The organism is Streptomyces sp. NPDC008139, assembly GCF_042957025.1.
In the GTDB taxonomy this organism is placed as follows: domain Bacteria; phylum Actinomycetota; class Actinomycetes; order Streptomycetales; family Streptomycetaceae; genus Actinacidiphila.
Window position 1 is genome coordinate 1 of sequence record NZ_JBIBHM010000014.1, and the last position, 23,137, is coordinate 23,137.

Sequence of the window (23,137 nt, forward strand, 5' to 3'; positions counted from 1 at the left end):
CCCTCCGCGCGAAGTCCACGCCGAGTATGAGAAGTTGCGAATCGCCGCGTGAAATAAACGGTCAGAAGCCTGTCCGGAAAACGTGAGGCCCCTCAGTCGAAGGTGATGATCTCGACGTCCTGGATCGATGTCCGGTATAGCTCGAAGGAACTGATCTTCTCTGGATTCACGGCGCCATTGTGGGTGAACTCGCGCAGGCTTCCGATCACCAGGGCCTGCCGGGGTCGTGTGGTGGATAGTTCGACGCCGGTCGGGGTGCCATCGTCGTCGTGCATCCGGGTGATGAACTCGTGGGAAATGAGCTGCAGGGCCTTGGAGACGGTCTTCTGCACCTGCGCCACGCCGCCGCCCAGTTCCTTCGATGCCTGGTAGACGCCCCTGCGGTACTCGGTCTTGGCGAGCAGTTCCGTGTCGTGGGTCTTGATTTCACAGAAGAGCATGCTGCTGATCAGGCCCTTGGAACGCATGATGGCGTCGATGCGTTTCCCAGCTCCGCCGAAGATGTTGGCGCCGGTGGTGATGCGTTCCAGTTTGCCGTCGTCGATGGATTCGCAGGCGATGAGGTTGAGTCCGTAGCCGAAGATCCACTGGTTCGCCTCGAAGAATGCCTGCCAGACCGCCTCCGCCCCACGTGTCGTTGCTAAGGGTTGTCCCGTAACTGCTGGTCTTCACTGGGGAGCGTGACGCAGGTCCCGGATGTACCAGTCGAACTGTCTGCCGTCCTTGCTGTGCGGCTGCTTGCCGCGGGTGAATCCTGCCCGCTGCGCGACTGCAGCGGATGCGGGATTCTCCGGATCAACCTGGATCACCGCCTCCTCCCCGCCCTCAGTGGCCGCGTACTGGGACGCCAGGAGGACTGCGCGGGTAGCCAGGCCACGCCCCCTCCAGGACGGATAGAGGCCGTAAGCGACATTCACCTGGCCGGGAGCCAAGCCCTCGCCTGCGAACCGCAAGTCGATCGTCCCCGCGAGCGCCTCGTCGGCGCCCACACGGATGCCGAAAGCGCGGAGCGGCCCGGCAGTGTCCCACTGTTCCCGACAATGCCGGAAGTACGCTTCGACGCCCTCGCGCGTGCCGGGACCGCCGTTGAGCCAGCGAACCAGCAGCTCATCCTCCCCAGCGAGATGTGCCTCCACATCGTCCAGGTGCAGCGGCGACAGAGTGACGATCTCCTCGGACAGCTTCACTTCATGCATCCGCCGATTCTTGACGCCGAAGCCGCGTCGCACCATCGGATTCCGGCGGGACGTCGCGCAGAGCTCCCCCGCCACAGGAGATGATCTTGGTGTGGCTGGTGTGATCACGGCGTCGGAGCCGTCTTGGACAGCCCCGTTCACCGGGCTGAGTCCGCGCTGCTTCGGCAAGCCGCTGACCGCGCTGCGGCGCGAAGGCGCGGACGCGGCCCGCAGGGGACGACCGTGGAGCCTGCCGTTGGAGGACCGGGCACTGCTGGTCGCGGCGTACTGGCGCACGAACTTGACGATGCGGCAGATCGCACCGCTCTTCGGAGTCTCAAAGTCCGCGGCCGATCGGATCATCGACCACCTCGGGCCGATGCTCGCGCTCCGGCCCCGCAAACGGTTCGCCAAGGACACCGTGCTCATCGTGGACGGCACCTTGGTGCCCACCCGCGACCACACCATCGCCGCGCAGTCGAAGAACTACCGGTACTCCACCAACCACCAGGTCGTCGTCGACGCCGACACCCGCCTGATCGTCGTGGTCGGCCGGCCTCCGCCCGGCAACCGCAACGACTGCAAGGCATGGGAGGAATCCGGCGCCAAAACTGCCGTCGGCAAGACCATGACGATCGCCGACGGCGGCTACCCAGGCACCGGACTCGTCATGCCGCACCGCCGCCGCAAGGGCGAAGACCTGCCCGACTGGAAGGAAGTCCACAACAAGCCCCACAAGCAGGTCCGCGCCCGCGTCGAGCACGTCTTCGCCCGCATGAAGACCTGGAAGATCCTCCGCGACTGCCGCCTCAGAGGTGACGGCGTCCACCACGCCATGCTCGGCATCGCACGCCTGCACAACCTCGCCCTCGCTGGATAGATGTACGGGCCGCACAGCGAACAGCCACGTCCGCACTGACCCAAAGATCATTTACGGGACAGCCCTTAGGCGCCCGCGACTACGACCCCACCACCGGCCGCTTCATCAGCGCCGACCCCATCCTCGACACCGCCGACCCGCAGCAGATGAACGGCTACAGCTACAGCAACAACAGCCCGGTCACCTACAGCGACCCCAGCGGCCTCCGTACCGACTGCGGCAGCAGCAGCCGCGACGGCGCCGCCTGCCCCAAGAACGACCAAAACGGCAACGGCCTGCCCGACAACGGCAAACAAACAGGCAACAGCCCCGCTCCCGTAACCACGAGCACGGACACGTCCTACTGCGACCAGGACTGCCAGCGTATGAGGGACGCCTACAAGTGCGGTGTCCTCGGCTGCCAGGCAACACACAACCTTGGCGAATGGTGCCAGCACAACGAAGTCCTGTGCTACGCGCTCTCCAAGTCCGAAGGGTTCAACCGCACGATACAGAAAATCTGGGACACCGAGAAGGAAATACTCGGGATCTCTGACTTTGAGTCATGCAGAAACGGAGACCTCCTAGCCTGCGCGGAACTCCAGGCGAGCGTCGTATTCCAGAGCAAGCTGAGAGTCCTTGCGGCAGCGCTTCGCGAGGGCAACAAGTACACCGGTGGCACTCTAGGATGTTTGACGCGGGAAAACAGCTTCTCGCAGTCCACCCTCGTGCTCATGAAAGACGGCAAACTCAAGCCGATCAAGGACATCAAGCCCGGCGACGAGGTCGAAGCGGCAGACCCGAAAACCGGAAAACACATCGGCACCCGCCGCGTAACCGCCAGACTCGTCCACCACGACGACGACCTGACCGACGTCACAGTCCAGGCCTCGACCGGCGAGACAAAGACGCTTCACACCACTTCCCGCCACCCCTTCTGGGACGACACCAGCCACACCTGGGTGGAGGCAGGTCAGCTCACACCAGGCCATGTCCTCAACACGGCGGACAACAAGCACACCCGCATCCTCTCTGTCGCCGGCCGGCCCGGCGCCGCCGCGATGTACAACCTCACCATCGAACAGCTCCACACGTACTATGTACTCGCCGGCACCACGTCAGTCTTGGCGCACAATGACGGCGGAACGATAATTTGCCAGCTCGGACAACAGGACGAGAAAGCTTCCGGAATTACCAAGAATACTCAAAAACTGATCATCAATGGACGGACCAGAATTCCCGATGAGCTCGACCCTGCGGCAGGTGTGATCGGAGAAGTTAAGAACGTGAAGTACCAGCACCTATCGAAGCAAATAAAGGACGACTTGTCCTACGCCAGCGCAAACGGCTACCAGTTCAATCTCTACATCCGCTCTACCACTCGAATTTCCAGGCCACTTCAGGATTTGGTCAATTCGGGTGACATTAACTTGATCAGGAACCTTCCATGACAGAAAAAGATCCGCGTGCGAGTAGCACTCGCCTCAGTCGCGAGGAGATCAGTGAGGTCGTGCACGGTGACCCTATTGCCCGAGCAGCGAAATCACGCAATAACCAGGTCATTCGGCGTCGGCAACTCTACGCCAATAGCGCTGGCGGGGTGCTAGCGGACCTCGCAGGTGTGGGTTTTTCGATTGAAAGCGTCGGAGAGCTGCTTCGGCTACGTTTGAACTACCGGACTGCTGTACCAATACTGCTCGACTGGCTGCCCCGATCTTCATACTTGCCACTCGCAGAAGACATCACGCGGACACTATCGGTCGGGTTCGCCAAAAAAGAGGCTGCACCTAAATTCTTGACACTCTTCCGCGAGCCGCCGGAAGTTGAAGATCCGATGCGACCAGAGAATTCTGAGCCACCAAAAGAACACCTACGATGGGTGCTAGGAAATGGACTGGGGATCTTCGCCGATCCATCAATAACTGATGAACTTTTCGATCTTGCGTGCGATCGAAGATACGGCCAGGCTCGTTCACAGATCGTTCTCGCCTTGCCCAAGACCAAGGACGATAGAACCCCAAGGATACTGCAAAGCCTATTGGAAGATTCTACGGTTTCAGCCTTCGCAATCGAGGCTCTCGGGAAGATGAGAATCACGGAAGCGCGTAAACAGATCGAAGGAATGCTCACCAGCCCAGACATGAATATTCGAGACCAGGCCAAAAAGGCACTCAAGCGCATCGCCGAGTGAGAATTTTGTTCTCGCCGACTCTGGACCTGGCTCCTCGCGATCGTGGAAGCCGAGCGCCAGGGTCGCCGATACGCTCGGATGGCCCCACTCTGCCTGTCGCAGAGTCGGCTCATGAGCACTCCGTCGCCGCCTGTCCGCATATCTGTGACGGCCGCCGTTGTTGGCGTATTGCTGATCCTGGTTCTCGCCAGTTGCACCACCGGCGAGGGCGCTGCTCATACCTCGGGCGCGACTCCGAATTTCTCCGCAAACCACCCGGACATGTTCCGATGTCAAAACAGACTTCGACCGCCAGGAGAAGCTCCTCGAAATCAGCCGGGACCCGGCCCAGTTGCGGATCGGCATCAACCTCATCGTCAGGAACCCCGCGTGCTTCTCCACGGAGGCGGTCAACGGCGCCCATGTCGTCGCCGACCTGAACAAAGGCGTCAGGCCCACCACGCCGCCGTTTGCTTCATGACCAATGAGTGGAACGGGCAGCCCCTGACCGCCACACGAGCCGCAAAAGATGTTGCACAACACTGACATGGCTCTGCCCGGAGTTCCGTGAATTCCCAGGCCAAAAGGACGTGTGCGGGAAAATTTCGGCGAGGAACGCATTGCTGGTGGGGGTTTGCTCGCTGGATGACGCACTGCTCTCGGACGTCGATGTGCGGATAGAGTCCATAGACTTCACGGCGGACGTCCTGGTTCCGGTAACGGCCGTGTGCGGTCCGCCACTCAGATGCCTGGAATGCCGAGCCAGGGCTCGGCGGGTGCACTCCTGCTACAAACGCTCTCTGGTCCAGCGACCTTCGACCGGGAAGAAGTTGCTGGTCAGACTGAGGGTCAGGCGGTCATCCACAACCTGGCCGAGCGCCGGAGGCGGACATACGTCGAGCAGGTCAGCGGGTTGAACGAGCGGTACCGCCGCTCCAGTCTCGGGCTGAAGGCCTGGCTCCAGCAAGTCGAGCTCGGCGGGCGGCCGTGCGCCGCCTGCACATCGTCGCAGGCCGCCGTCGAGCTTCCGCGCGATCGCGCCCAGTGTGTGTGCAGGTTCTCCAGCCGGACGGCCTCGGCCAGCGGCAGCGAGTGGCGTGCGGTCCATTTCCAGTCCGACGGCTACATCTGCTGGGGGGCGCCCATTCCCCGTTCTGGCGGCGGCTCATGCGGAATCAGGGCTGTTTCAAAGTCCGAGTGATCCTGCGAAGTCGCAGGTCACGGTGGCGTGCCGATTCCCGGTCGACCCGTCTCTCACAACCGACACCGACACCGACCACGGTGCAACCGCACAACCACCAACGCATCAGAAGTGCCGTTTCCATGACAGTGGAGCGGGACGGGGTGTACCACCCCGTGTCAGCCGAAACCCCTGCACGTACCGTCTCGTGTCAGTGACCCAAACCCCCGCACCCACCACGACCAGCAGGAAGACCGAGGGCTGACGTGCCGTCACTGACACCACCCCACTGACACCAAAGCGGCACATCGCACAGCGAACACGGCGAAGTTGTCTTCGAGATGGTGTGCCAGCCGCTGCCAGCGGCGTGCTTTTCCCGGATCACCCGCCTGCTGGTCGGTGGGGCTCGGGTCTTGTCCGGCTGTGTCGATGACGAGGTGTTCCCGGTTCCACGGCTCGTAGTCGCGGTTGAGGACCTGCTGCCAGTCGGGCAGGGGCAGGTCGGGGATGTCGATCGATCGTGTGGTCACGCGCTCGCGGTGCTCGACCGGGTCCGAGCAGATGACTTCCACTTCGACGACGGGGACGGCCGCCTGGGTCCCCGCGCTTTGCCAGCGGTCGCGGGTGACGTCAGGGGGTTCACGGATTCCGCGATCACGGTCAGTCCTTGCCGGAGATGTTCCTCGGCCAGGGCGTATCCGATGACGTAGCCGGCCGGTCCGACGGGGTGCTGTGCGAGGCCGGAGCGGACGATGGCCTGTTCGATGGTGTCGATGCGCAGGTGGACCGCGCCGATGCGCCCCGCCGTCAGCCAGGCCAGGGTGGTCTTGCCGGTGCCGGGGAGTCCGCCGATCACGATGAGCATGTCCTCATCCTGCCGGAGCGGAAGGAGATGAAGCAGGTGGTGCCGTGGGAGAGCTGGTGCCGGTCCGGGATGCGGGCCCGCGGCGGGGCGGCCGAGCCGCCGCTCCTCACGGGCGACCTGCCGGGCAACGACGTCACGGTCGGCGTACAGGGTGACGGCGGGGAGTGCCAGGCGCCGGAGTTCGGCGCCTGGCACTCGGTGAGATCCGGGCGGGTGTAGCGCTGCCACGCTCACCGGGGAAACGGGCCCCTGTTACTTGGGCCAGACCGTGTGTACGCCCCCGGCCATCTGGGTGCACTTACCGTTGTTGCCCAGTCCCTCCCGGACCCAGATGTTGCGCACGCTGGAGGCATAGTTGAAGGACTTGTCCAGGGTGTGGCCGGCCCCCGCGACGTACACCCACTCATCCCGGGTCCCACCGTCGGCGTACGTGGCGTGGAGCTGCGCGCAGGCCCCCTTGCCGTCGCCCTTGGTGTCCTCGATGGTGACGTCGATCTGGACCCTGCCGCTGTCCAGGGTGCATCCCTCCCCGTGCGTGTAGGCCCCCGCGATGTCCGCGGCCGTGCCGGTGGTGCCCCAGCTCCTGCAGTTCGCGGCGGAGGCGCTCTGTGCGGGGCCCATGACGAGTGCCCCGCACACCAGAGTGAGAGTGCCGATCGCCGCCGACGCGGCCTTGTACTTCAGTGCTGTCATGCCCTTTTCTCCTTCAGGAGAGTGCTGTCCTGGGGTGGTGGCGGCGCGGGTGGACCGCGCCGCCCGGCTTGCACCACCGACATTGCCGGACGTTCCCGGGCCCTCACAGCGTCCGCCGCCAGCTGACGTACTCATGGGCCGTCCCACCCCCTGAGCTGCGCAGATGCCGCCGCGCATGACGAAGCCGTGGGACGCGGCGCAGGGCGCCAGCCGCCGCGAATCGAGTACACGACGACCGCTACCTCGGCCAGGACGACGGGGACGATCCCGTGGTCGTCACCGGCTACAGCGCCCGGCTCGTCGGCAGTTGATCGCTACCGCCGGAAGTCCTCGACCAGCGCACGCCCCAGGGCGGCGTCAGCGGGCCGGGATCGGCTGGGTGAGGTTCACCGGGTTGCCGTCGGGGTCCTGGATGTGGGCGACGCGTTGTCCCCACGGCATGTCGGTGGGGCCGCCGCGGACCGAGCCGCCCAGCGCCTCCACCCGCCCGAGCGTCTCATCGACGTCGGCGACACCGATGCTGAGCAGGATCCGCGGCGCCGCAGGCGTACCCGGGTCCGCCTTGGCCACCAGCCCGAGGTCGGTGTCGCCGATGCGCAAGCCGAGGTAGAAGGCCGGACCTTCCGCCGGCTCCCGGAAGATCTCCTCAGCGCCGAACAACTGCGTATAGAAGCCGAGCAGAACGTCCTGGTTCGCGGTCACGATCACGGGCTGGATGGTGGACATGGCACTCCTGTCGAGAACGGTCGGGTCGCTGGGTAGACCGTTCGGCGACGGTGAACTCATCGGGCCCGGCACGTGGGCGCCCTGACCGGCACCGGGCGCCCGCCACCGGAATCCCCTACCGCCCCGCGAACCGGAAGCGGGCGATGGCGATCGCCGCGAACAGCGCGATGACCAGCGGCAGCACCACCGACGACAGTGTCACCGCCAGCGGATTGCGCACGAACACCCCGAAGTGCGGTTTGGCCAGGGCGCGTTGGAAATTGCCCAGGCTGATCGGCCAGGGAACGAACTGCGGCACCGCGCTGAGGATCTTCCCGCGCGGCTTCAGCGCGGTGCCCACCATCCAGTAGACGGGGAAGAGCATCACCGCGGAGATCGCCACGGCGATCGTGCCGTTGACGCTGCGGCGGCGCCGCGCGGGGGTCATGCGCATACTCATGCCGTCTCTCCCCGGTCGTCTCCCTGGTCGTCTCCCTGCTTCGCCGTCCTGCGGACGTAGGCGACGGAGAACACCGCGAGGATCAGTACGGTCACCACCGCGATCGGCGCGCCGCTGCCGTAGTCGTTGCGGCTGAAGGCGGTGATGTACGCGTACACCCCGAGCGTCGTGGTCTGTCCGTCGCGCCCGCCCTGCGCCAGCACCCAGATCGGGGTGAACGAATTCACCGACCGGATGACCTCCAGCAGGGTGAGGATCGCCAGCACCGGCCGCAGCACCGGAATCGTGATGTGCCGGAATGTCTGCAGCGTCCCCGCACCGTCCAGGCGCGCCGCCTCGTACAGCGACTCGGGTATCTGCCCGCGCGCCGCGAAGAGCGTCAGCGCGACGAACGGCAGGCCCTTCCAGACCGTGAGCAGGATGACGAGCCCGAGCGCCTGGTGGGGATGGGAGAACCAGTCGTACGCGGTGAGGTCTCCGAAGACCCGCACCTTGGTCAGCAGCCAGTTCCCGACCCCGTACTGCGGCTGGTACATCCACTGCCACACCAGCGTCCCCGCGACCATCGGCATCGCCCACACCACGACCAGCGACACGGTCGTGACCACGCGGGCCCACGCCGACACACCGGTCAGCAGATGCGCAATCAGGAACCCGGGCACCATCAGCAGTGCCACGCACACCACGGTGAAGACCACCGTGCGCAGCAGGACCGAGCGGAAGTCCGCGCCGGAGAACAGGGGGGTGAAATTGTCGACGCCCACGAAACCGGCGTGCCCGGTGAACAGCGACCGGGGGCCGAAATCCTGCGTGGACAGCACCAGCAGGCGGAGCAGGAGGTACCCCTGGCTCCACAGCAGCGCGACAGCCGCGGGGGCGGTCATCACCCACGGCAGCAGACGCCGCCGGGTGGCGGCGCCGGTGACGATCCGCAGCCAGTCCCGCGCGGCCTTCTTGTCGGGGCTGTTCGCCGCGATGCCGATGGTCGAGCCGGACACGGTCACCGGCATGGCCCTGTCCGCGGTGTGGCCCGGCAACGCGAAGAAGCCGATGTCGTCCTTGAGCGCGGGGTTCTTCCCCAGGACCGCCGCGGGCTCCCACGCCTTGACGTAGACCATCGCGGCCTTGCCGTCGGCGAAGAGCTGGTCCTGGCCGGGGCTGTCGGTGTTGACGCCGACCGAGGACTTGGTGGAGCAGGTGTTCTGGAAGGTGCGCCACGCGGCGAGGCCCGCCTGATCGGCCGGTGAGAACATCTCGGCCTTCCAGGTGCCGTCCTTCTGCGTGGCGACGGTGCCGCCCTTGCCGAACAGGAACGGCATCCCGCTGAACCAGTACCGGCCCGGCAGGTAGAAGCCGGAGAAATCCGCCGTCTTCTTGTTGGCCGCGGCCAGCTTCCCGCAGTCCTCCTGGAGCTTCCGGGGCGGCCGCCGCTGAGGTCGGCCGCCCCGGACGCGTGCGTCACGTGCTGATGAGTTCACCGGTGAGATTGCCGTGCATCTGGGCGCTGGCCCGGTTGAGGCCGACGATCTCCACGCTCTTGCCGCGGGCGGCGTACTTCGCCGTGACCGTGTCCAGGGCCGCGACGGAGGAGGCGTCCCAGATGTGCGCGTCGGTCAGGTCGATGACGACGGTACAGGGGTCGGCGGCGTAGTCGAACCGGGCCACCAGGTCATTGGAGGACGCGAAGAAAAGCTCGCCGGTCACGGCATAGACGACGCTGTCACCATCCGGGTCGGCGACAGCGGTGACCTCGGTGAAGCGCGCGACGCGCCGGGCGAAGATCACCATGGCGGTGACCGTGCCGACGACGACGCCGATCGACAGATTGCCGGTCGCGACCACGACCGCGACAGTCACCGCCATCACCACGGTCTCCCCCACCGGCATCCGTTTGAGGGTGGCGGGCTTGATCGAGTGCCAGTCGAACGTGCCGACCGAGACCAGGACCATGACGGCCACGAGGGCAGCCATGGGGATACGGGAGACGACCGGACCGAACACGATGCACAAGATGAGCAGGAAGAACCCGGCCAGGAAGGTGGACAGGCGGGTCCGCGCACCGTTCTTCACGTTGATCATCGTCTGACCGATCATCGCGCAGCCGCCCATGCCGCCGAAGAAGCCGGTGACGATGTTGGCGACGCCCTGCCCGATGGACTCACGGGTCTTGTTGGAGCGGGTGTCGGTCATCTCGTCCACGAGCTTGGCGGTCATCAGCGACTCCATCAGCCCCACCAGCGCCATCGCCAGCGCGTAGGGGGCGATGACGGTCAGGGTGTGGACGGTGAAGGGCACGTCCGGCAATCCTGGCACCGGCAGTGAGGAGGGCAGTTTGCCCTTGTCCCCGACGGTGGGCACCGCGATACCGGCGGCGACGGTGACCACGGTGAGGATCACGATCGAGACCAGCGGCGCGGGCACCGCCCTGGTCAGCCGGGGGAAGAACACCATCATCGCCAGACCGGCCGCGACCAGCGGATAGACCTGCCAGGGCACGTCGTGGAGGTTGGGGACCTGCGCGGCGAACAGCAGGATGCCGAGCGCGTTGACGAAGCCGACCATCACCGCGCGCGGTACGAACCGCATGAGCGTGGCCACGCCGACCGCGCCCAGCGCGATCTGGATGATCCCGGCGAGGATCACCGTGGCGATGAGGTAGCCGAGCCCGTGCTGACGGGCCACGGGAGCGACGACGAGCGCGACCGCGCCGGTGGAGGCAGAGATCATCGCGGGCCGGCCGCCGACGAACGCGATGACCATCGCCATCGTGCAGGCGGCGAACAGGCCGACCTTGGGGTCGACGCCCGCGATGACGGAGAACGAGATCGCCTCAGGGATCAGCGCGAGTCCGACGACCAGACCGGCCAGGACCTCGACGCGGAAGACCTTCGGGGACAGCCACGGGGGCGGGGGCAGAGCGCGCAGGCGCGCGGACGGGAACGGGAAGGAGGTCGGCAACACCGGGGGGACCTGTCGTGCTCGGGCGCGGCCGGTCGGCAGCGCGGTCATGGGGCGCAGGGCCGGGACGGCGGTGCGCGGATCGCCCGTCGGCGCGGGCGGAAGTCCGGGAGCGCGGCCGAGCCGCACGGCAGTTGGCGGAGGCGACTCAGTACGCTGGTGATGTCACGGCGGGCAGCAGGCGGCGTACGGCTGTGGCATGCGCACGCTTCGTCTCTCCTGCTCGCGAAATGAGCGGGGGCGTCGTCGGCCCCGACACTGCGGTGGGCGGACACGACGGAGCCGCGCACCGTTGGGGAACGACGCACGCCGTCCTCAACAGCAGCGACTCTACCCTAACGTTAGGGTAGAGATGGGTTCAGGGCCGCACGGGACGCGGCGGTTCACCACCGGGGCGGCGTCCCGCGACGAGAAGGGGCCGAGAAGACGGTCGTGGGCAGCACACACATGCAGATCGGCGAGGTCGCCGAACGAACCGAGCTGTCCCTGCGGACGATCCGGCACTACGAGGAGGCCGGACTGGTCACCCCGTCCGCCCGGTCCCAGGGCGGTTTCCGGCTCTACACCGAGACCGACGTCGCCCGCCTCATGGTCATCCGCCGGATGAAGCCGCTCGGCTTCACCCTGGAGGAGATGCGCGACCTCCTTGACGCCACCGACCGGCTCGACGCGGCGGACCTCGCTCCCGGCGCCGAGCGCGACGCGCTCCTGGAGCGCGTCAGGGCCTACGAGCAGGCCGCCGTCCAGAAGATCCACGACCTGCGCGTCCAGTTGGCGCGCGCCGAGGACTTCGCCGCGACCCTCCGCGTCCGCCTGGACCGCGCTCCCCGGCCCTGACCCTCACGTCACCGCCCGTCCGGACGGAGTTGGGCTCGCCGTGAGCGGCCCCCGGGAGGGCCCCCGCAAGGCCCTGTTCCGACCCCCGCGCCTCTCCCCGCCGAGGGCCAGGCCATGCCGTGGGACAACCGAGTAGTACGTTTGTACTTGTACATCCGTACTACTCGGGAGGCGCGCGGCGTGCCCTACGTATTGCTCGGTCTGGCCATCGTGGCGGAGGTGCTGGGCACCAGCCTGCTCAAGAGCACCGAGGGGTTCACCCGGCTGTGGCCGACGGTGGTGTGTCTGGTCGCGTACGCGGGCGCGTTCGTCGCCCTGGCGGTGGCCGTGCAGAAGGGGTTGCAGGTCAGTGTGGGGTACGCCGTGTGGTCGGGGCTGGGGACGACGCTGATCGTCATCATCGGGGCTCTCTTCCTGGGCGAGCCGGTCACGGCGGTGAAGGTGCTCGGCGTCGCCCTGGTGGTCGCCGGGGTCGCGGTACTGAACCTCAGCGGTGCGCATTGACCGGGCGGCGCGATCCCGAGGGGCGTCGGCGGCGGATCACCGAGGCCGCGTGCCAGGTCATCGCCGAGTCCGGGGTGGACGCCGTCACGCACCGCCTCGTCGCCGCGCGCGCCGGGGTGCCGCTCGGCGCGACCACGTACTACTTCGCGAGCCTGGACGACCTCACCGCCGCCGCGCTCCGCTACGCCGCGGATCTCTCGGCACAGGAACTGCGCGCCTGGGAGACGGCTCTCCACGACAGCGCCGACGTCCCGGCCGCGCTGGCCGAGCTGACCGCCGCGTACCTCGCCGACCGTCCCCGCGCCCTGACCGAGATGCAGCTCTACCTCGCCGCCGCCTACCGCCCCGAACTCCGCCCCGCCGCCCGTGTCTGGGCCGACGGCCTCACCGACATCCTCACCGCGTACGCCACCCCGCGAGCAGCGCGAGCGGCCGTCACGTACCTCGACGGCGCTCTCCTCCACGCCCTCACCCGCGACGAGCCCCTGAGCGCGGCTTCGCTGTCGGCGGCCCTCGCCGCCCTGCTCGGCTAGGGGGAAGGGGTCAGGCTTCGGTGTGGCCGGACCACCAGCCGAGGACGTGGCCGATGTGGCGGACCATGAGGTCTTCGCACGCGTCGGCGGAGCCCGCTTCGAGGAGGTCGAGCATCTCCAAGTGCTCGCGGGCGGACGCCTGGAGTTCTTCGGTGGCGACCAGGTCGGCGAGGCCGGTGAGGCGGGTCTGGGCGCGGAGGTCGGCGACGATGTCGTGCAGGCGCGTGTTGCCGGCGAGCTTGAGCAGGGTGAGGTGGAAGGTCGTGTCGGCCTGGAGGTAGCGGGCGAGGTCGGCGTCGCGGGCACCGCGCACGATCTCCTCGGCGAGGCCGCGCAGATGGGCCAGGTCGGTGGGGGTGAGCCGGCCCGACAGGCGGCGGACCGCCGGGGCTTCGAGCAGTTGGCGGACGTCGACGATCGCGCGCAGATCGTCCTCGCTCACAGCGGTGACGCGGAAGCCCTTGTTGCGCAGGATCTCGACCATGCCGCGCTTGGCGAGGTTGAGCATGGCCTCGCGGACCGGGGTGGCAGAGACTCCGAAGCGAGCGGCGAGGGTGGGTGCGGAGAACACCTCGCCCGCGGGCATCTGACCGGAGACGATGGCCGCGGCGATCGCCTCCTCGACCCGCTCGCGAAGGCTGGTCGAGGGGGTGAGCAGCCCCAGAGACGTGCTGTCCTCAATCGCCATGATCTTCCCCATCACCAGTCAACAGCCAATCCCTGTCAGTGCAATGGCACATCTTACGGTTCGGTCAGGTCCCGCAGGCGGCGTGGGTCGCGACGACCGTGTCGAGCGCGGCGGCCGGGACGCCCCGTCCGTCGGGGCGTGGCCAGTGCACGGTGAGTTCGTCGAATCCGGCCGCTGCCACGTCCTCGGCGAACCGCCGGTAGGTGTCCCGGTCGCGGAACGGGCGGGTCTCGTCGAGTGCCACCTGGGCGATACGGCGGATCTGCTTGCCCGGCGCGACGGCGGCGATCGCGGTGTCCAGATTGCGGTTCTGCTCGGCGATCGCCGCCAGCCACTCCTGCGGCGCCGGTGACTGGCGGTAGGGCCCGTACGTCACCCAGGCCGAGCCGAGGAGCGCGGCCAGGCGCATGCTCCGGGGGCCGGTCGCGGCGACGGTCAGCGGCACCCGGGGCGTCTGGACGCAGCCGGGGATCATCCGCGCGTCCCTGGCGCTGTAGAAGGACCCGCTGACGTCGGTGCGGTCCTGCTCCAGCAGGGTGGCCAGAAGGGTCGCCCACTCCTCGAAACGGTCGGCGCGCTCCTTGCGGGACAGCGGCGCCCGGCCGAGCACACGTGCGTCGGCGTCCTCCGCGCCCGCTCCCACCCCGAGGTCCAGCCGCCCGCCGGCCAGATGGTCGAGGGTCATGACCTCCTTCGCGAACGGCACCGGGTGGCGGAAGTTGGGCGTGGCCACCTGCGCGCCGACGCGCACGGTGGACGTCGCGCCGACCGCCGCCGCGAGCAGCGGCACCGTGGCGAACCAGGGGCCGTCCGCCAGGTCGCGCCAGGACAGGTGGTCGTACGTCCAGACCGTGCGGACACCGGCCTGTTCCGCGTCGCGGACCCGGGCCAGGAATTCGGCCGGGGCCCGGTCGGGCAGGACCAGGCAGGAAAGGCGAGGGACAGTGGTCACTTCAGCACTCCGCTCTGCACCACGGTGCGGCTCCTGGTCTCGTCCCAGAGCAGCGTCCGGTCGTCGGTGAGCGGCCCGTCCAGCAGGAGCAGGTCGGCGACGGCGCCGACCTCGACGCGCCCGAGGTCGGGCCGGTTGATGAGGTCCGCGTTGACCCGGGTCGCCGAGCGCAGGGCCGCCTGCCAGCCGATCGCCTCGCTCTGGAGCCTGAGCCCGCGCAGTTGGTCGTCCTCCAGGTCGGCCATCAGGTCGGTCCCGAAGCCGACGCGTACTCCCGCCTGTTGGGCGCGTCGCACGGCGATGAGGCCGGAGTCCAGGACCTCGGCGTTCTTGGCGCGCTGCACGGGGCTCAGGCGCACTTCCTGCCAGCGCCTGGCCATCGCGTCGTAGGCCGCGAGGGTCGGTACGAGGAAGGCGCGCGCCTCGGCCATCGCGGTGGCGGTGTCCTCGTCGAGCAGATTGCCGTGCTCGATGGAGCGCACGCCGTTGGCGACGGAGTGCCGGATCGCCTCGGGTGAGTAGGCGTGGGCGGCGACGTAGGAGCCCCGGCGGCGGGCTTCGTCGGTGACCGCCCGGATCTCCTCGGCCGAGTACTGCGGCACCCGGATCGGGTCGGTGGGCGACACCACCCCGCCGGAGGTCATGATCTTGAGGGCGTGGGCGCCGCGGCGGAACCGGTCGCGGGCCGCGGCGCGCAGATTGTCGACCCCGTCGACGACCTGGTTCATGGGTCCTGAGTGGAAGCAGATGTCGGTGTCGGCGGCGCGCGGGTCGCCGTGGCCGCCGGTCTGGCTCATGGCGGGTCCGGTCCACAGGTAGCGGGGGGATTCGATCAGGCCGGTGGTGATCGCCTGGTCGAGTCCCGCGTCGCCGCCCGCGACGTCCCGGACGGTGGTGAAGCCGCGGCGCAGCGCCCTGCCCAGTCGGCGAGCGCCCGCCAGGGCCACGTAGCTCAGCGGTGCGTTCTCCAGCCGCCACGCGTCGAGGCTGGTGGCGTAGGCGTGGAAGTGCGCGTCGATGAGCCCCGGCACGAGCGAGGCTCCGGCGGCGGCGAGTGTGCGCGCGGCGGTATGTCCTTTGGCCGCGCCGGGGCCGACGGCCACGATCCGGCCGTCGTGGACGACCACGTCGGCCTCGGCGGGTTCGTCCTCGTGCAGCAGCGCGTCGGTGACGACGAGGTCGACGGCGGTCATCGGGCTGCCCGCAGTTCCGCGGTGGCCGACCGGTCGACGGCCCAGGGCTGTTCGGTGATCACGACGCCGTAGGCGGACCGGGCGGCCTCGACGGACACATAGCCGTCGATGACGTCCTCCAGCACCTTGGCCGGGTCGCGTTCGTACGCGGGACCGTAGCCGCCCCCGCCGCCGGTGACGTTGGCGAGCACGTCCCCCGTCTCCAGCGAGTTGTAGCTGCCGCGGGTGACGACCTCGCGGTCGGTGCCCGGGTTGAGCACGATACGGGCGGGGGTCGCGGGATCGCCGCCCTCGACCGGCCACGGCGCGGACTTGGTGCGGTAGACCAGCGCGATGCCGGTGGACGGCGCGGTGAAGCGGTAGACGCGCTGGACGCCGACGCCGCCGCGATGTCTGCCGGGGCCCGCCGTGTCGGGGACGTAGCCGTAGCGCTCGATGAACATCGGTGACTTCTGTTCCAGCACCTCGACGGGGTTGTTCCGGCATCCCGGCTCGGACATGTGCATGATGCCGTCTTCGCCGTCGCCACCGGTGTGTCCGCCGAACCCGACGGCCTCGTTGGTCGCTTCGAGCCAGGGCTGGCCGGTGCGCGGGTTCGTGCCGAGGCCCATCATGGACGAGACGTCGCCGCCGGAGCAGGCGGGAATGCGGTCCGGCATGCCCTGGGCCAGCGCCTTGAGGATCACCTCGCCCGCGAGCAGGCCGGTCCAGAGGGTGAAGGTCGGCATCGGCGGCACGGCGTGCATGACGCTGCCGGGGTCGGTGACCACCCGCAGCGGGGCGAAGTTGCCCGCCACCACCGGGGTGTCCGGGGTGGTCAGGGCCTTGAACACCAGGCTGGACAGGGCGATCGTCTGGCCGACGGGCAGGTTGATGGGGCCGCGGACGTCGCGTTCGCTGCCGGTCCAGTCGACGACGAACTCGTCGTCGGTGATGGTGACCGTGGCCTTCAGGAGGATCTCGCGGTCGGTGTCGACCCCGTCGGAGTCGACGATGTCGGTGGCGCTCCAGGTGCCGCGCGGCAGTTGGGCCAGGGCCAGCCGGGCCAGCCGTTCGCCGTGGTCGTTGATCGACCCCATCGCGGCGACGAGGACGTCGGCACCGTGCCGCTCGGCGAGTTCCTGGGTGCGGCGTACGCCTGTCACGCAGGCCGAGACCTGGGCTTGGAGGTCGCCGATGGTCCGCTCGGGCATCCGCGAGTTGAAGCGGATGATGTCGAAGATCTCCTGGTTGTGGACGCCCGCGCGGTACAGGCGCGAGCCGGGGAAGAACATGCCCTCCTCGTACATGTCGAGCGAGTCGAGCACGTATCCGGGGTTCTTCTGTTTCAGGTCCAGGACGTGGATACGGCAGGAGGCGAAGCCGATCAGCCGCGTGCCGACGTGGATCGGGGCGAAGACGAGGGTGTCCAGGGTGTGCGCGGACGACCAGTAGGGGTAGTTCAGCAGGAACACATCGCCGGGTGCCATGTTGTCGGCGCCGATGTACTCGATCACCCGGCGGATGCCGTAGTCGTTGCCGCGGGTGAAGATCGCGATGCCGGGGGCGTCGGCGACCACGTCGCCGTTCGCGTCGTGCACGCCGATGCCGTAGTCGTGGATCTCGTAGACGACGGTGTTGTACGCCGTCCGGCACAGATTGCGGGCCATCTCCTCGGCGGTGGCGAGCATGGCGTGCCGGATGACTTCGAGGGTGATCGCGTCGGTCACTGGTCCTTCTCCTCCGCCTTGACGCTGATGACGAGTTCGCCGTGCTCGGCCACGCGCAGTCGGTCGCCGGTGTGCAGCACGGTGGTGGCGGTGTGCTCGGCGACCACTGCGGGGCCGTCGATCGCGTCGCCGACCAGCAGGGATTCCCGGCTGACCAGGCGGTACGGCACGCCGCTGTCGGAGTGGGCGTAGACCTGGCGCCGGCCGAGCACCGGCGGTTCCCCGGCGGTGCGCTCGGGGTGCAGCGGCCACGCGGGCTTGTCGACCAGGCCGACCGCGCGCAGCCGCAGCGTCACGATCTCGACCGGGTCGTCCATCACGTGGCCATAGAGGCGTTCGTGGAGTTCACGGAAGCTCTCGGCCAGACCCTCGGCGGCGTTCTCGGCCGGGTGGGGCACGGTGGCCGCGTGTTCCTGGCCGGAATAGCGCAGGTCGACCGAGCGGTACAGGGCGCGGTTCTCCGGTGCGAAGCCCTCCGCGCCCAGGGCGGCGTTCGCTTCGGCCTCCATCGCGGTGAACGCCTCGTCGAAGTACGCGTCGGGCGTCGAGGCCAGCGGGAGCACGTCGGTGCGCGCGTGGTCGTGCTGCACGTCGGCCATCAGCATGCCCAGCGCGGAGAAGGCGCCCTGTCCCGGTGGCACGATGACGGTGGGGATGCCCAGTTCGCGGGCCACGTCCACCGCGACCAGACCGCCGCCCCCGCCGAAGGAGAGCAGCGCGAAGTCCTTGGGGTCGCGGCCCAGTTCGACGGTGATCGCCCGGACCGCGCCGACGATCTTGGTGGTCGAGATGCGGACGATGCCGCGGGCCACGGTGGTCAGGCTCATCCCGAGGTGGTCGGCGATCGGCTGGAGCGACTTGGCGGCGAGATCGTGGTCGAGCACCAGCGACCCCCCGAGCGGCAGGTCACTGCCCATGTAGCCGAGGACCAGGGCGGCGTCGGTGAAGGTGGGCTGGGTGCCGCCCCGCCCGTACGCGGCGGGGCCCGGGGAGGCCCCGGCGCTCTGCGGACCGACCTGGAGCGCGCCGGCCGCGTCCAGCCAGGCGATCGAGCCTCCGCCCGCGCCGATGGTGTGGATGTTCAGCGATGTGGTGTTGATGGGCAGGCCCTCGAACTCGGCGCCCTGGTGCAGCACCGGCTCGCCGTCGAGGACCAGGGAGGCGTCCAGGCTGGTGCCGCCCATGTCGATGGTGATCAGGTTGGGGATGCCGATCACCTTGGCCAGCGAGGCGGCGCCGACGACCCCTCCGGCCGGGCCCGACAGGATCAGGTTCACCGGCTGCCTGGTGGCCGTCGCCGCGGTCATCGCGCCGCCGCCGGAGCGCGACATAAGGAACCGTCCGGTGAAGCCGCCCTCGCCCAGCCGCTTCGTCAGGGCTTCGAGGTACGTCCGCATGATCGGCTTGATGTACGCGTCCAGGACGGCGGTCGAGGTGCGCTCGTACTCCCGGTACTCGCCGGACAGTTCGTGCGAGAGCGTCACCTCGACGCCGGGCGCGACCTCGTGCAGCACCTCGCGCATGGCGAGTTCGTGCGCCGGGTTGGCGTACGCGTGCAGGAAGGCGACCGCGACGGCCTGGTAGCCGCCGCCGACGATCTCGGCGGCGACCGAGCGGGCACCGGCCTCGTCGAAGGGTGTGGCGACGCTGCCGTCGTACAGCGAACGCTCCACCACTTCGAAGGTGTCGCGCCGCTTCAGCAGGGCCTCGGGCTTGCGGTAGGTGAGCGCGTACATCGGCCGCCGGTCGGTGCGCCCGAGCAGGTAGACGTCGCGGAAGCCCGCGGTGCCGACGACCGCCACCTTCGCTCCGGTCCGTGTCAGCAGCGAGTTGAGGCCGAGGGTGGAGCCGTGGTTGAAGGTGGTCACCTCGCTCAGTACGGACTCGGCGGCGGCGAACGCCTCCAGCACTCCCCTGGTGGGCTCGGCGGGTGTGGTGGCCACCTTCTCGAACCGCAACTCCCCGCTTTCCGGGACGAGTTTCACCACATCGGTGAAGGTGCCGCCGACATCGATGGCGATGCGCACTTCGGCCATGTCGAACCTTTCTGCGTTCGGGTAACTGGTCAGCGCCGACGGCGGTCGGCTGCCGCGAGCGCCACAGCGGCGAGGATGATGACGCCCGTGACCAGGTCTTTCATCTGCGGATTGATGTTGAGGATGTCGAAACCGTTGCCGATCAGGGCGATCAGGAACACACCGACCACCGAGCGCCAGACCGCGCCGACACCCCCGTAGATGCTGCTGCCGCCGAGGATGATCGCGGCGATGGCCTGGAGTTCCAGGCCGCTGCCCGCCTGGGGCTGGCCGGACGCGAGGCGGGAGACCCCGATCGCCGCGGCGATGCCGACGGCCAGACCGCTGAGCGCGAACACGGTGACCTTGACCCGGTCCACGCGCACCCCGGACAGGTGCGCCGCGTCCGGGTTGCCGCCGACGGCGAACACATGGCGGCCGAAGACCGTGCCGTTGAGCAGCAGCCACCCGATGGCGAAGACGGCCAGCAGGATGAGGACCGAGTAGAAGATCCCGGCGACCTGGCCGCGCCCGAGCTTGGAGAAGCCGCTGTTGGTCACGGTGATCAGCGAGCCGCCGGTGACGAGCACGGCGATCGCCTTGTAGACGAGGCTGGAGGCGAGCGTGGCGAGGAACGAGTGGACGTTCAGCCGGGTCACGGCGAGCCCGTTGAGCGCGCCCATCGCCATGCCGAGGAACGGGGCGGCGAGCAGCGCCAGCCAGACGCTGCCGCTGGAGGTGGCGATCTGCGCGGCGACCACGCTGACCACCGCGTACATCGCCGCCGTGGAGAGGTCGAACGCCCCCGAGACGATGACGAACGTACCGGCGACGGCGATGATCGCCAGCGGCGCGTTCTGGTTGAGGATGTTCATGACGTTGGTGAAGGACAGGAACGACGACGAGATGATCGACAGGGTCACGAAGACCGCGACCAGCAGGATCAGTGCCGCGTAGTCCCCGGCGAAGGCGATGACGCGCGGGCCGATGGGGGTGCCGCCGCGGACGGCGGCGCCTGCTCCGGCGTCGGGCGCGGTTTCGGTGGCGGTCATTGGACGGACTCCTTTGCCTTTCCGGCTTCTGCCGTTCCCGCTTCGCCTGTCGCGGGCGGGTCGGCGACGTCGAACAGCCGCCGTAGGACGTCTTCGACGGCCATGCCCCGGGGGTCCACCTCGTCGAGCACTTCGCCCCGGCTGACCAGGTGGGCCCGGTGGGCGAGGCCGAGCACTTCCTCGTGTTCCGAGGAGATCAGCAGCACACCGATGCCGCGGGCGGCCAGGTCGGCGATCAACTCGTAGATGGCGAGCTTGGCGCCGACGTCGACACCGCGGGTCGGCTCGTCGAGGATCACCAGCTTGGGGTCGCCGACCAGCCATTTGGCGATCAGCGCCTTTTGCTGGTTGCCGCCGGAGAAGCCCTGTACCGGCAGCTCGGGCTTGGCCGGGCGCAGTTCCAGGCGGCGGACCAGCTCGTCGACCTGCTTGCCGACGGCCCGTCGGTCGATCACGCCGAACCGGGAGAAACGGCTCAGCGAGGGGAGCGTGATGTTCTCGGTGACGCTGCGCTGGAGTACCAGGCCCTGACCGTGCCGGTCCTCGGGGACCAGGACGAGTCCCTCGTCGCGGCTGCGCCGCGGCGTGGCGCGGCGCAGCGTGCGGCCGGACAGCGTGACGGTGCCCGCGGTGGCGTGGTCCGCGCCGATCAGGGCGCGGGCGATCTCGGTGCGCCCCGAGCCGACCAGGCCCAGCAGCCCGAGGATCTCGCCGGGCCGTATCTCGAACGAGGCGCGCCTGACTCCCCGGTCGCTGGCCAGCCCGTCCACGGTGAGCAGCGGTGGTACGTCCTTGGCGGGCGCGGGCGGCAGCGGCGGGAACGTGACGGCGAGTTCCCGGCCGAGCATCGCCTCCACCAGGGACGACTTGGTCTGGTCCGCCGCGGGCGCGGTACGGATCTTGTGGCCGTCGCGCAGCACCGTGACGGTGTCGCTGACTTCGAGGACGGCGTCGAGGAAGTGCGAGACGTAGACGACCGCCCGTCCCTGCGCGGTGAGATGGCGGATGACCTCGTGCAGCCGCTGGGTCTCGTGCGCGGTGAGCGAGGAGGTCGGCTCGTCCATCACGATCACCTTGGCCTCGCGGGCCAGGGCGCGCAGGATCTCGACCTTCTGCTGGTCGGCGATGCGCAGGTCGCCCACCCGGGCCTCGGGGGCAATGCCGAACCCGGTGATCTCGTCGAGCTCGGCGAACCTGCGGCGCTGGTCGCGCCGCAGGACGCCGAATCTGCTCTGCTCGATGCCGAGGAACACGTTCTGGGCGACCGTCAGATCGCTGACGAGCGACAGCTCCTGCGCGATCATCACGAGCCCGCGGCGCTGTGCGCGTACCGTGTCCCACCGCCCGACCGGCTGCCCGTCGACGCGGATCCGTCCCGCGTCGGGCGAGTAGACCCCGGCCGCGATCTTGCCGAGGGTGGACTTCCCCGCCCCGTTCTCGCCGACCAGGGCGTGCACGCTGCCCGCGTGCACGGCCAGGTCGATGTCGTCCAGGGCCACTGTCCCGCCGAACCGCTTGGTGATGCCGGTGAGTTCGACGACCGGCTGGGCGGTGACCATCGGTCAGCCGTTCCACTCGCCGGTGAAGTCCGGGGTCTTGGCCAGCGTCTCCTTGGTCGCGTACGGCTCGGTCGCGCCGACCTCGTCCGCGTTGACGACGGCCTTCGCCGTGCCCCCGTCCATCGCCTTGATCAACTGCTCCATGGCGGCCTTGCCCATGCTCACCGGGAAGTTGACGTAGTCCGCCTTCCAGGTGCCGTCGCGGACGGCGGCCACGGCGTCCTTGGTACCGCCGGCGCCGGTCAGGTAGATGCTGCCCGGCTTGATGCCCGCGTTCTGCAACGCGATCTGGGCGCCGGCGGCCTCCTGGTCGGCGTTCGACAGGATGACGTTGATGTCCTTGTGGGCCTGGAGCACATTGCTGATCGCCTTGAGCGAGGTGTCCCGGTCGTACTGGCCCTCGACGGTGCTGACGACCTTGATGTTGGAGTGGGTGCCGAGCACCTTGTTGTACGCGTCGCGGCGGGCGACGTCGAGCGGCGTCGACAGGTTGCCGACCAGCAGCACGACGTTGCAGGGGCTGATGTTCGCGCAGTAGGTGGCGACCCCCTCGGCCTGCTTCTGCGCGGCCGTGGCGGCGGGTACGCCGACGGTGGTGACCACGCCGTCGACCTGCGCCTCCATCGTGTTGATGTCGGGGCCGATCGGGTTGAGGACCGTCGCGACGGGGATCTTCTTGGGCAGCGGGAACGCCGCCGCCAGGCCGACCCCGTCGTTGGGTACGACGACGACGCCGTCGTAGTCACCGGTGCTGGTGACGTTCTGGAGCTGCGAGAGCTGGGTGTTGGAGTCGAACTGGCCGTCGAGGAGCTTGAGGGTGACCTTCTTGCCCGACGCGGCGGCAGCCTCCTGCACGCCCTTGTAGACGGCCTGGTTGTAGCCGTTCTGGCTGGAGGCCGCGAGCACGGCGACCTTGAACGTCCCGCCCTTCGAGCCGCCCGAATCGGCGGCGCCACAGGCGCTGATGAGGAGGAGGGCGGTGGCGGTCACAGCCACGCTGCCGGAGATACGCAAACTGTTCATCGGAGAG

21 protein-coding genes and 2 pseudogenes are annotated in these 23,137 nt (G+C 68.5%); 7 read left to right on the top strand and 16 right to left on the bottom strand.

Translation table 11 applies throughout. The features are described 5' to 3' along the window. Positions 1 to 92: 92 nt before the first annotated feature. Both ACFZBB_RS27385 and ACFZBB_RS27390 read right to left on the bottom strand, forming a co-directional pair. A pseudogene (locus ACFZBB_RS27385) lies at positions 93 to 611 on the bottom strand (Shedu immune nuclease family protein); the annotation flags it as partial. A 57-nt stretch (positions 612 to 668) separates the two neighbouring features. After that, on the bottom strand, positions 669 to 1,196 hold the full coding sequence (locus ACFZBB_RS27390; protein WP_391127553.1) for a GNAT family N-acetyltransferase: 528 nt from the start codon (positions 1,194 to 1,196) through the stop codon (positions 669 to 671). Positions 1,197 to 1,287: 91 nt separating this feature from the next. On the opposite strand from ACFZBB_RS27390, the gene ACFZBB_RS27395 reads away from it, so the two are divergent. From ACFZBB_RS27395 to ACFZBB_RS27405, 3 genes are all read left to right on the top strand, one after another. Beyond that, entirely contained in the window at positions 1,288 to 2,055 is a 768-nt protein-coding gene (locus ACFZBB_RS27395) for a transposase (RefSeq protein WP_391127557.1), read from the top strand. Positions 2,056 to 2,201: 146 nt separating this feature from the next. After that, positions 2,202 to 3,485, top strand: coding sequence for a putative toxin (locus tag ACFZBB_RS27400; RefSeq protein ID WP_391127560.1), 1,284 nt, complete (start codon positions 2,202 to 2,204; stop codon positions 3,483 to 3,485). Further along, complete coding sequence (locus ACFZBB_RS27405) at positions 3,482 to 4,225, top strand: HEAT repeat domain-containing protein (RefSeq protein WP_391127563.1); 744 nt, start codon at positions 3,482 to 3,484, stop codon at positions 4,223 to 4,225. Before ACFZBB_RS27400 ends, ACFZBB_RS27405 begins: the two co-directional genes overlap by 4 nt. Positions 4,226 to 5,791: 1,566 nt before the next feature. Here the strand turns inward: ACFZBB_RS27405 and ACFZBB_RS27410 are convergent. Next, a pseudogene (locus tag ACFZBB_RS27410) lies at positions 5,792 to 6,249 on the bottom strand (AAA family ATPase); the annotation flags it as partial. A gap of 27 nt (positions 6,250 to 6,276) precedes the next feature. Between ACFZBB_RS27410 and ACFZBB_RS27415 the strand changes: the two are divergent. After that, the gene (locus ACFZBB_RS27415; protein ID WP_391127565.1) at positions 6,277 to 6,468 is read left to right on the top strand and encodes a hypothetical protein; all 192 of its coding nucleotides are present in this window, start codon (positions 6,277 to 6,279) and stop codon (positions 6,466 to 6,468) included. 33 nt (positions 6,469 to 6,501) lie between these two features. Here ACFZBB_RS27415 and ACFZBB_RS27420 read toward each other — a convergent pair whose 3' ends face one another. From ACFZBB_RS27420 to ACFZBB_RS27440, 5 genes are all read right to left on the bottom strand, one after another. Then, entirely contained in the window at positions 6,502 to 6,942 is a 441-nt protein-coding gene (locus ACFZBB_RS27420; protein WP_391127568.1) for a hypothetical protein, read from the bottom strand. Between the two features lie 357 nt (positions 6,943 to 7,299). Further along, on the bottom strand, positions 7,300 to 7,668 hold the full coding sequence (locus tag ACFZBB_RS27425) for a VOC family protein (protein ID WP_391127571.1): 369 nt from the start codon (positions 7,666 to 7,668) through the stop codon (positions 7,300 to 7,302). A gap of 115 nt (positions 7,669 to 7,783) precedes the next feature. Continuing rightward, complete coding sequence (locus tag ACFZBB_RS27430) at positions 7,784 to 8,107, bottom strand: hypothetical protein (protein WP_391127574.1); 324 nt, start codon at positions 8,105 to 8,107, stop codon at positions 7,784 to 7,786. Then, the gene (locus ACFZBB_RS27435; RefSeq protein ID WP_391127577.1) at positions 8,104 to 9,585 is read right to left on the bottom strand and encodes an extracellular solute-binding protein; all 1,482 of its coding nucleotides are present in this window, start codon (positions 9,583 to 9,585) and stop codon (positions 8,104 to 8,106) included. Before ACFZBB_RS27435 ends, ACFZBB_RS27430 begins: the two co-directional genes overlap by 4 nt. After that, the gene (locus ACFZBB_RS27440; RefSeq protein WP_391127580.1) at positions 9,566 to 11,116 is read right to left on the bottom strand and encodes a SulP family inorganic anion transporter; all 1,551 of its coding nucleotides are present in this window, start codon (positions 11,114 to 11,116) and stop codon (positions 9,566 to 9,568) included. The genes ACFZBB_RS27435 and ACFZBB_RS27440 overlap by 20 nt, the downstream gene beginning before the upstream one ends. Positions 11,117 to 11,497: 381 nt before the next feature. Between ACFZBB_RS27440 and ACFZBB_RS27445 the strand changes: the two genes are divergently transcribed. The 3 genes from ACFZBB_RS27445 (at position 11,498) to ACFZBB_RS27455 (ending at position 12,939) form a co-directional block, all read left to right on the top strand. Next, positions 11,498 to 11,902 (top strand): MerR family transcriptional regulator, encoded by a 405-nt coding sequence (locus ACFZBB_RS27445; protein ID WP_355343487.1) that lies wholly within the window; start codon positions 11,498 to 11,500, stop codon positions 11,900 to 11,902. Between the two features lie 180 nt (positions 11,903 to 12,082). Next, a complete protein-coding gene (locus tag ACFZBB_RS27450; RefSeq protein ID WP_188282846.1) occupies positions 12,083 to 12,406 on the top strand; it encodes a multidrug efflux SMR transporter in 324 nt (107 codons plus the stop codon). Further along, on the top strand, positions 12,403 to 12,939 hold the full coding sequence (locus ACFZBB_RS27455) for a TetR family transcriptional regulator (protein WP_391127583.1): 537 nt from the start codon (positions 12,403 to 12,405) through the stop codon (positions 12,937 to 12,939). The genes ACFZBB_RS27450 and ACFZBB_RS27455 overlap by 4 nt, the downstream gene beginning before the upstream one ends. 10 nt (positions 12,940 to 12,949) lie before the next feature. Here ACFZBB_RS27455 and ACFZBB_RS27460 read toward each other — a convergent pair whose 3' ends face one another. The 8 genes from ACFZBB_RS27460 to ACFZBB_RS27495 all read right to left on the bottom strand — a co-directional run bounded on the left by ACFZBB_RS27460 (position 12,950) and on the right by ACFZBB_RS27495 (position 23,130). Then, positions 12,950 to 13,627, bottom strand: a complete 678-nt coding sequence (locus tag ACFZBB_RS27460; RefSeq protein WP_391127586.1) for an FCD domain-containing protein — start codon at positions 13,625 to 13,627, stop codon at positions 12,950 to 12,952. A 64-nt stretch (positions 13,628 to 13,691) separates the two neighbouring features. Beyond that, the gene (locus ACFZBB_RS27465) at positions 13,692 to 14,579 is read right to left on the bottom strand and encodes an LLM class flavin-dependent oxidoreductase (RefSeq protein WP_391127589.1); all 888 of its coding nucleotides are present in this window, start codon (positions 14,577 to 14,579) and stop codon (positions 13,692 to 13,694) included. After that, positions 14,576 to 15,772, bottom strand: coding sequence for an amidohydrolase family protein (locus ACFZBB_RS27470; protein WP_391127592.1), 1,197 nt, complete (start codon positions 15,770 to 15,772; stop codon positions 14,576 to 14,578). Before ACFZBB_RS27470 ends, ACFZBB_RS27465 begins: the two co-directional genes overlap by 4 nt. Continuing rightward, positions 15,769 to 17,481 carry a hydantoinase B/oxoprolinase family protein gene (locus tag ACFZBB_RS27475; protein ID WP_391127594.1) on the bottom strand — a complete coding sequence of 571 codons (1,713 nt, stop codon included), beginning with the start codon at positions 17,479 to 17,481 and terminating at the stop codon, positions 15,769 to 15,771. Before ACFZBB_RS27475 ends, ACFZBB_RS27470 begins: the two co-directional genes overlap by 4 nt. Then, on the bottom strand, positions 17,478 to 19,517 hold the full coding sequence (locus tag ACFZBB_RS27480; RefSeq protein ID WP_391127597.1) for a hydantoinase/oxoprolinase family protein: 2,040 nt from the start codon (positions 19,515 to 19,517) through the stop codon (positions 17,478 to 17,480). The genes ACFZBB_RS27475 and ACFZBB_RS27480 overlap by 4 nt, the downstream gene beginning before the upstream one ends. 29 nt (positions 19,518 to 19,546) lie before the next feature. Further along, entirely contained in the window at positions 19,547 to 20,548 is a 1,002-nt protein-coding gene (locus ACFZBB_RS27485; RefSeq protein WP_391127600.1) for an ABC transporter permease, read from the bottom strand. Beyond that, complete coding sequence (locus ACFZBB_RS27490; protein WP_391127603.1) at positions 20,545 to 22,107, bottom strand: ATP-binding cassette domain-containing protein; 1,563 nt, start codon at positions 22,105 to 22,107, stop codon at positions 20,545 to 20,547. The genes ACFZBB_RS27485 and ACFZBB_RS27490 overlap by 4 nt, the downstream gene beginning before the upstream one ends. Before the next feature lie 3 nt (positions 22,108 to 22,110). Continuing rightward, positions 22,111 to 23,130, bottom strand: coding sequence for a substrate-binding domain-containing protein (locus tag ACFZBB_RS27495; protein WP_391127606.1), 1,020 nt, complete (start codon positions 23,128 to 23,130; stop codon positions 22,111 to 22,113). Positions 23,131 to 23,137 lie beyond the last annotated feature (7 nt).

What these genes read in the sequence shown, in the direction of transcription:
- ACFZBB_RS27420 (WP_391127568.1), bottom strand. Translation starts at nt 6,942, where the DNA reads ATGACAGCACTGAAGTACAAGGCCGCGTCGGCGGCGATCGGCACTCTC.
- ACFZBB_RS27390 (WP_391127553.1), bottom strand. Translation starts at nt 1,196, where the DNA reads ATGCATGAAGTGAAGCTGTCCGAGGAGATCGTCACTCTGTCGCCGCTG.
- ACFZBB_RS27440 (WP_391127580.1), bottom strand. Translation starts at nt 11,116, where the DNA reads ATGACCGCGCTGCCGACCGGCCGCGCCCGAGCACGACAGGTCCCCCCG.
- ACFZBB_RS27415 (WP_391127565.1), top strand. Translation starts at nt 6,277, where the DNA reads ATGAAGCAGGTGGTGCCGTGGGAGAGCTGGTGCCGGTCCGGGATGCGG.
- ACFZBB_RS27495 (WP_391127606.1), bottom strand. Translation starts at nt 23,130, where the DNA reads ATGAACAGTTTGCGTATCTCCGGCAGCGTGGCTGTGACCGCCACCGCC.
- ACFZBB_RS27480 (WP_391127597.1), bottom strand. Translation starts at nt 19,517, where the DNA reads ATGGCCGAAGTGCGCATCGCCATCGATGTCGGCGGCACCTTCACCGAT.
- ACFZBB_RS27485 (WP_391127600.1), bottom strand. Translation starts at nt 20,548, where the DNA reads ATGACCGCCACCGAAACCGCGCCCGACGCCGGAGCAGGCGCCGCCGTC.
- ACFZBB_RS27490 (WP_391127603.1), bottom strand. Translation starts at nt 22,107, where the DNA reads ATGGTCACCGCCCAGCCGGTCGTCGAACTCACCGGCATCACCAAGCGG.
- ACFZBB_RS27430 (WP_391127574.1), bottom strand. Translation starts at nt 8,107, where the DNA reads ATGAGTATGCGCATGACCCCCGCGCGGCGCCGCCGCAGCGTCAACGGC.
- ACFZBB_RS27470 (WP_391127592.1), bottom strand. Translation starts at nt 15,772, where the DNA reads ATGACCGCCGTCGACCTCGTCGTCACCGACGCGCTGCTGCACGAGGAC.
- ACFZBB_RS27400 (WP_391127560.1), top strand. Translation starts at nt 2,202, where the DNA reads ATGAACGGCTACAGCTACAGCAACAACAGCCCGGTCACCTACAGCGAC.
- ACFZBB_RS27460 (WP_391127586.1), bottom strand. Translation starts at nt 13,627, where the DNA reads ATGGCGATTGAGGACAGCACGTCTCTGGGGCTGCTCACCCCCTCGACC.
- ACFZBB_RS27405 (WP_391127563.1), top strand. Translation starts at nt 3,482, where the DNA reads ATGACAGAAAAAGATCCGCGTGCGAGTAGCACTCGCCTCAGTCGCGAG.
- ACFZBB_RS27425 (WP_391127571.1), bottom strand. Translation starts at nt 7,668, where the DNA reads ATGTCCACCATCCAGCCCGTGATCGTGACCGCGAACCAGGACGTTCTG.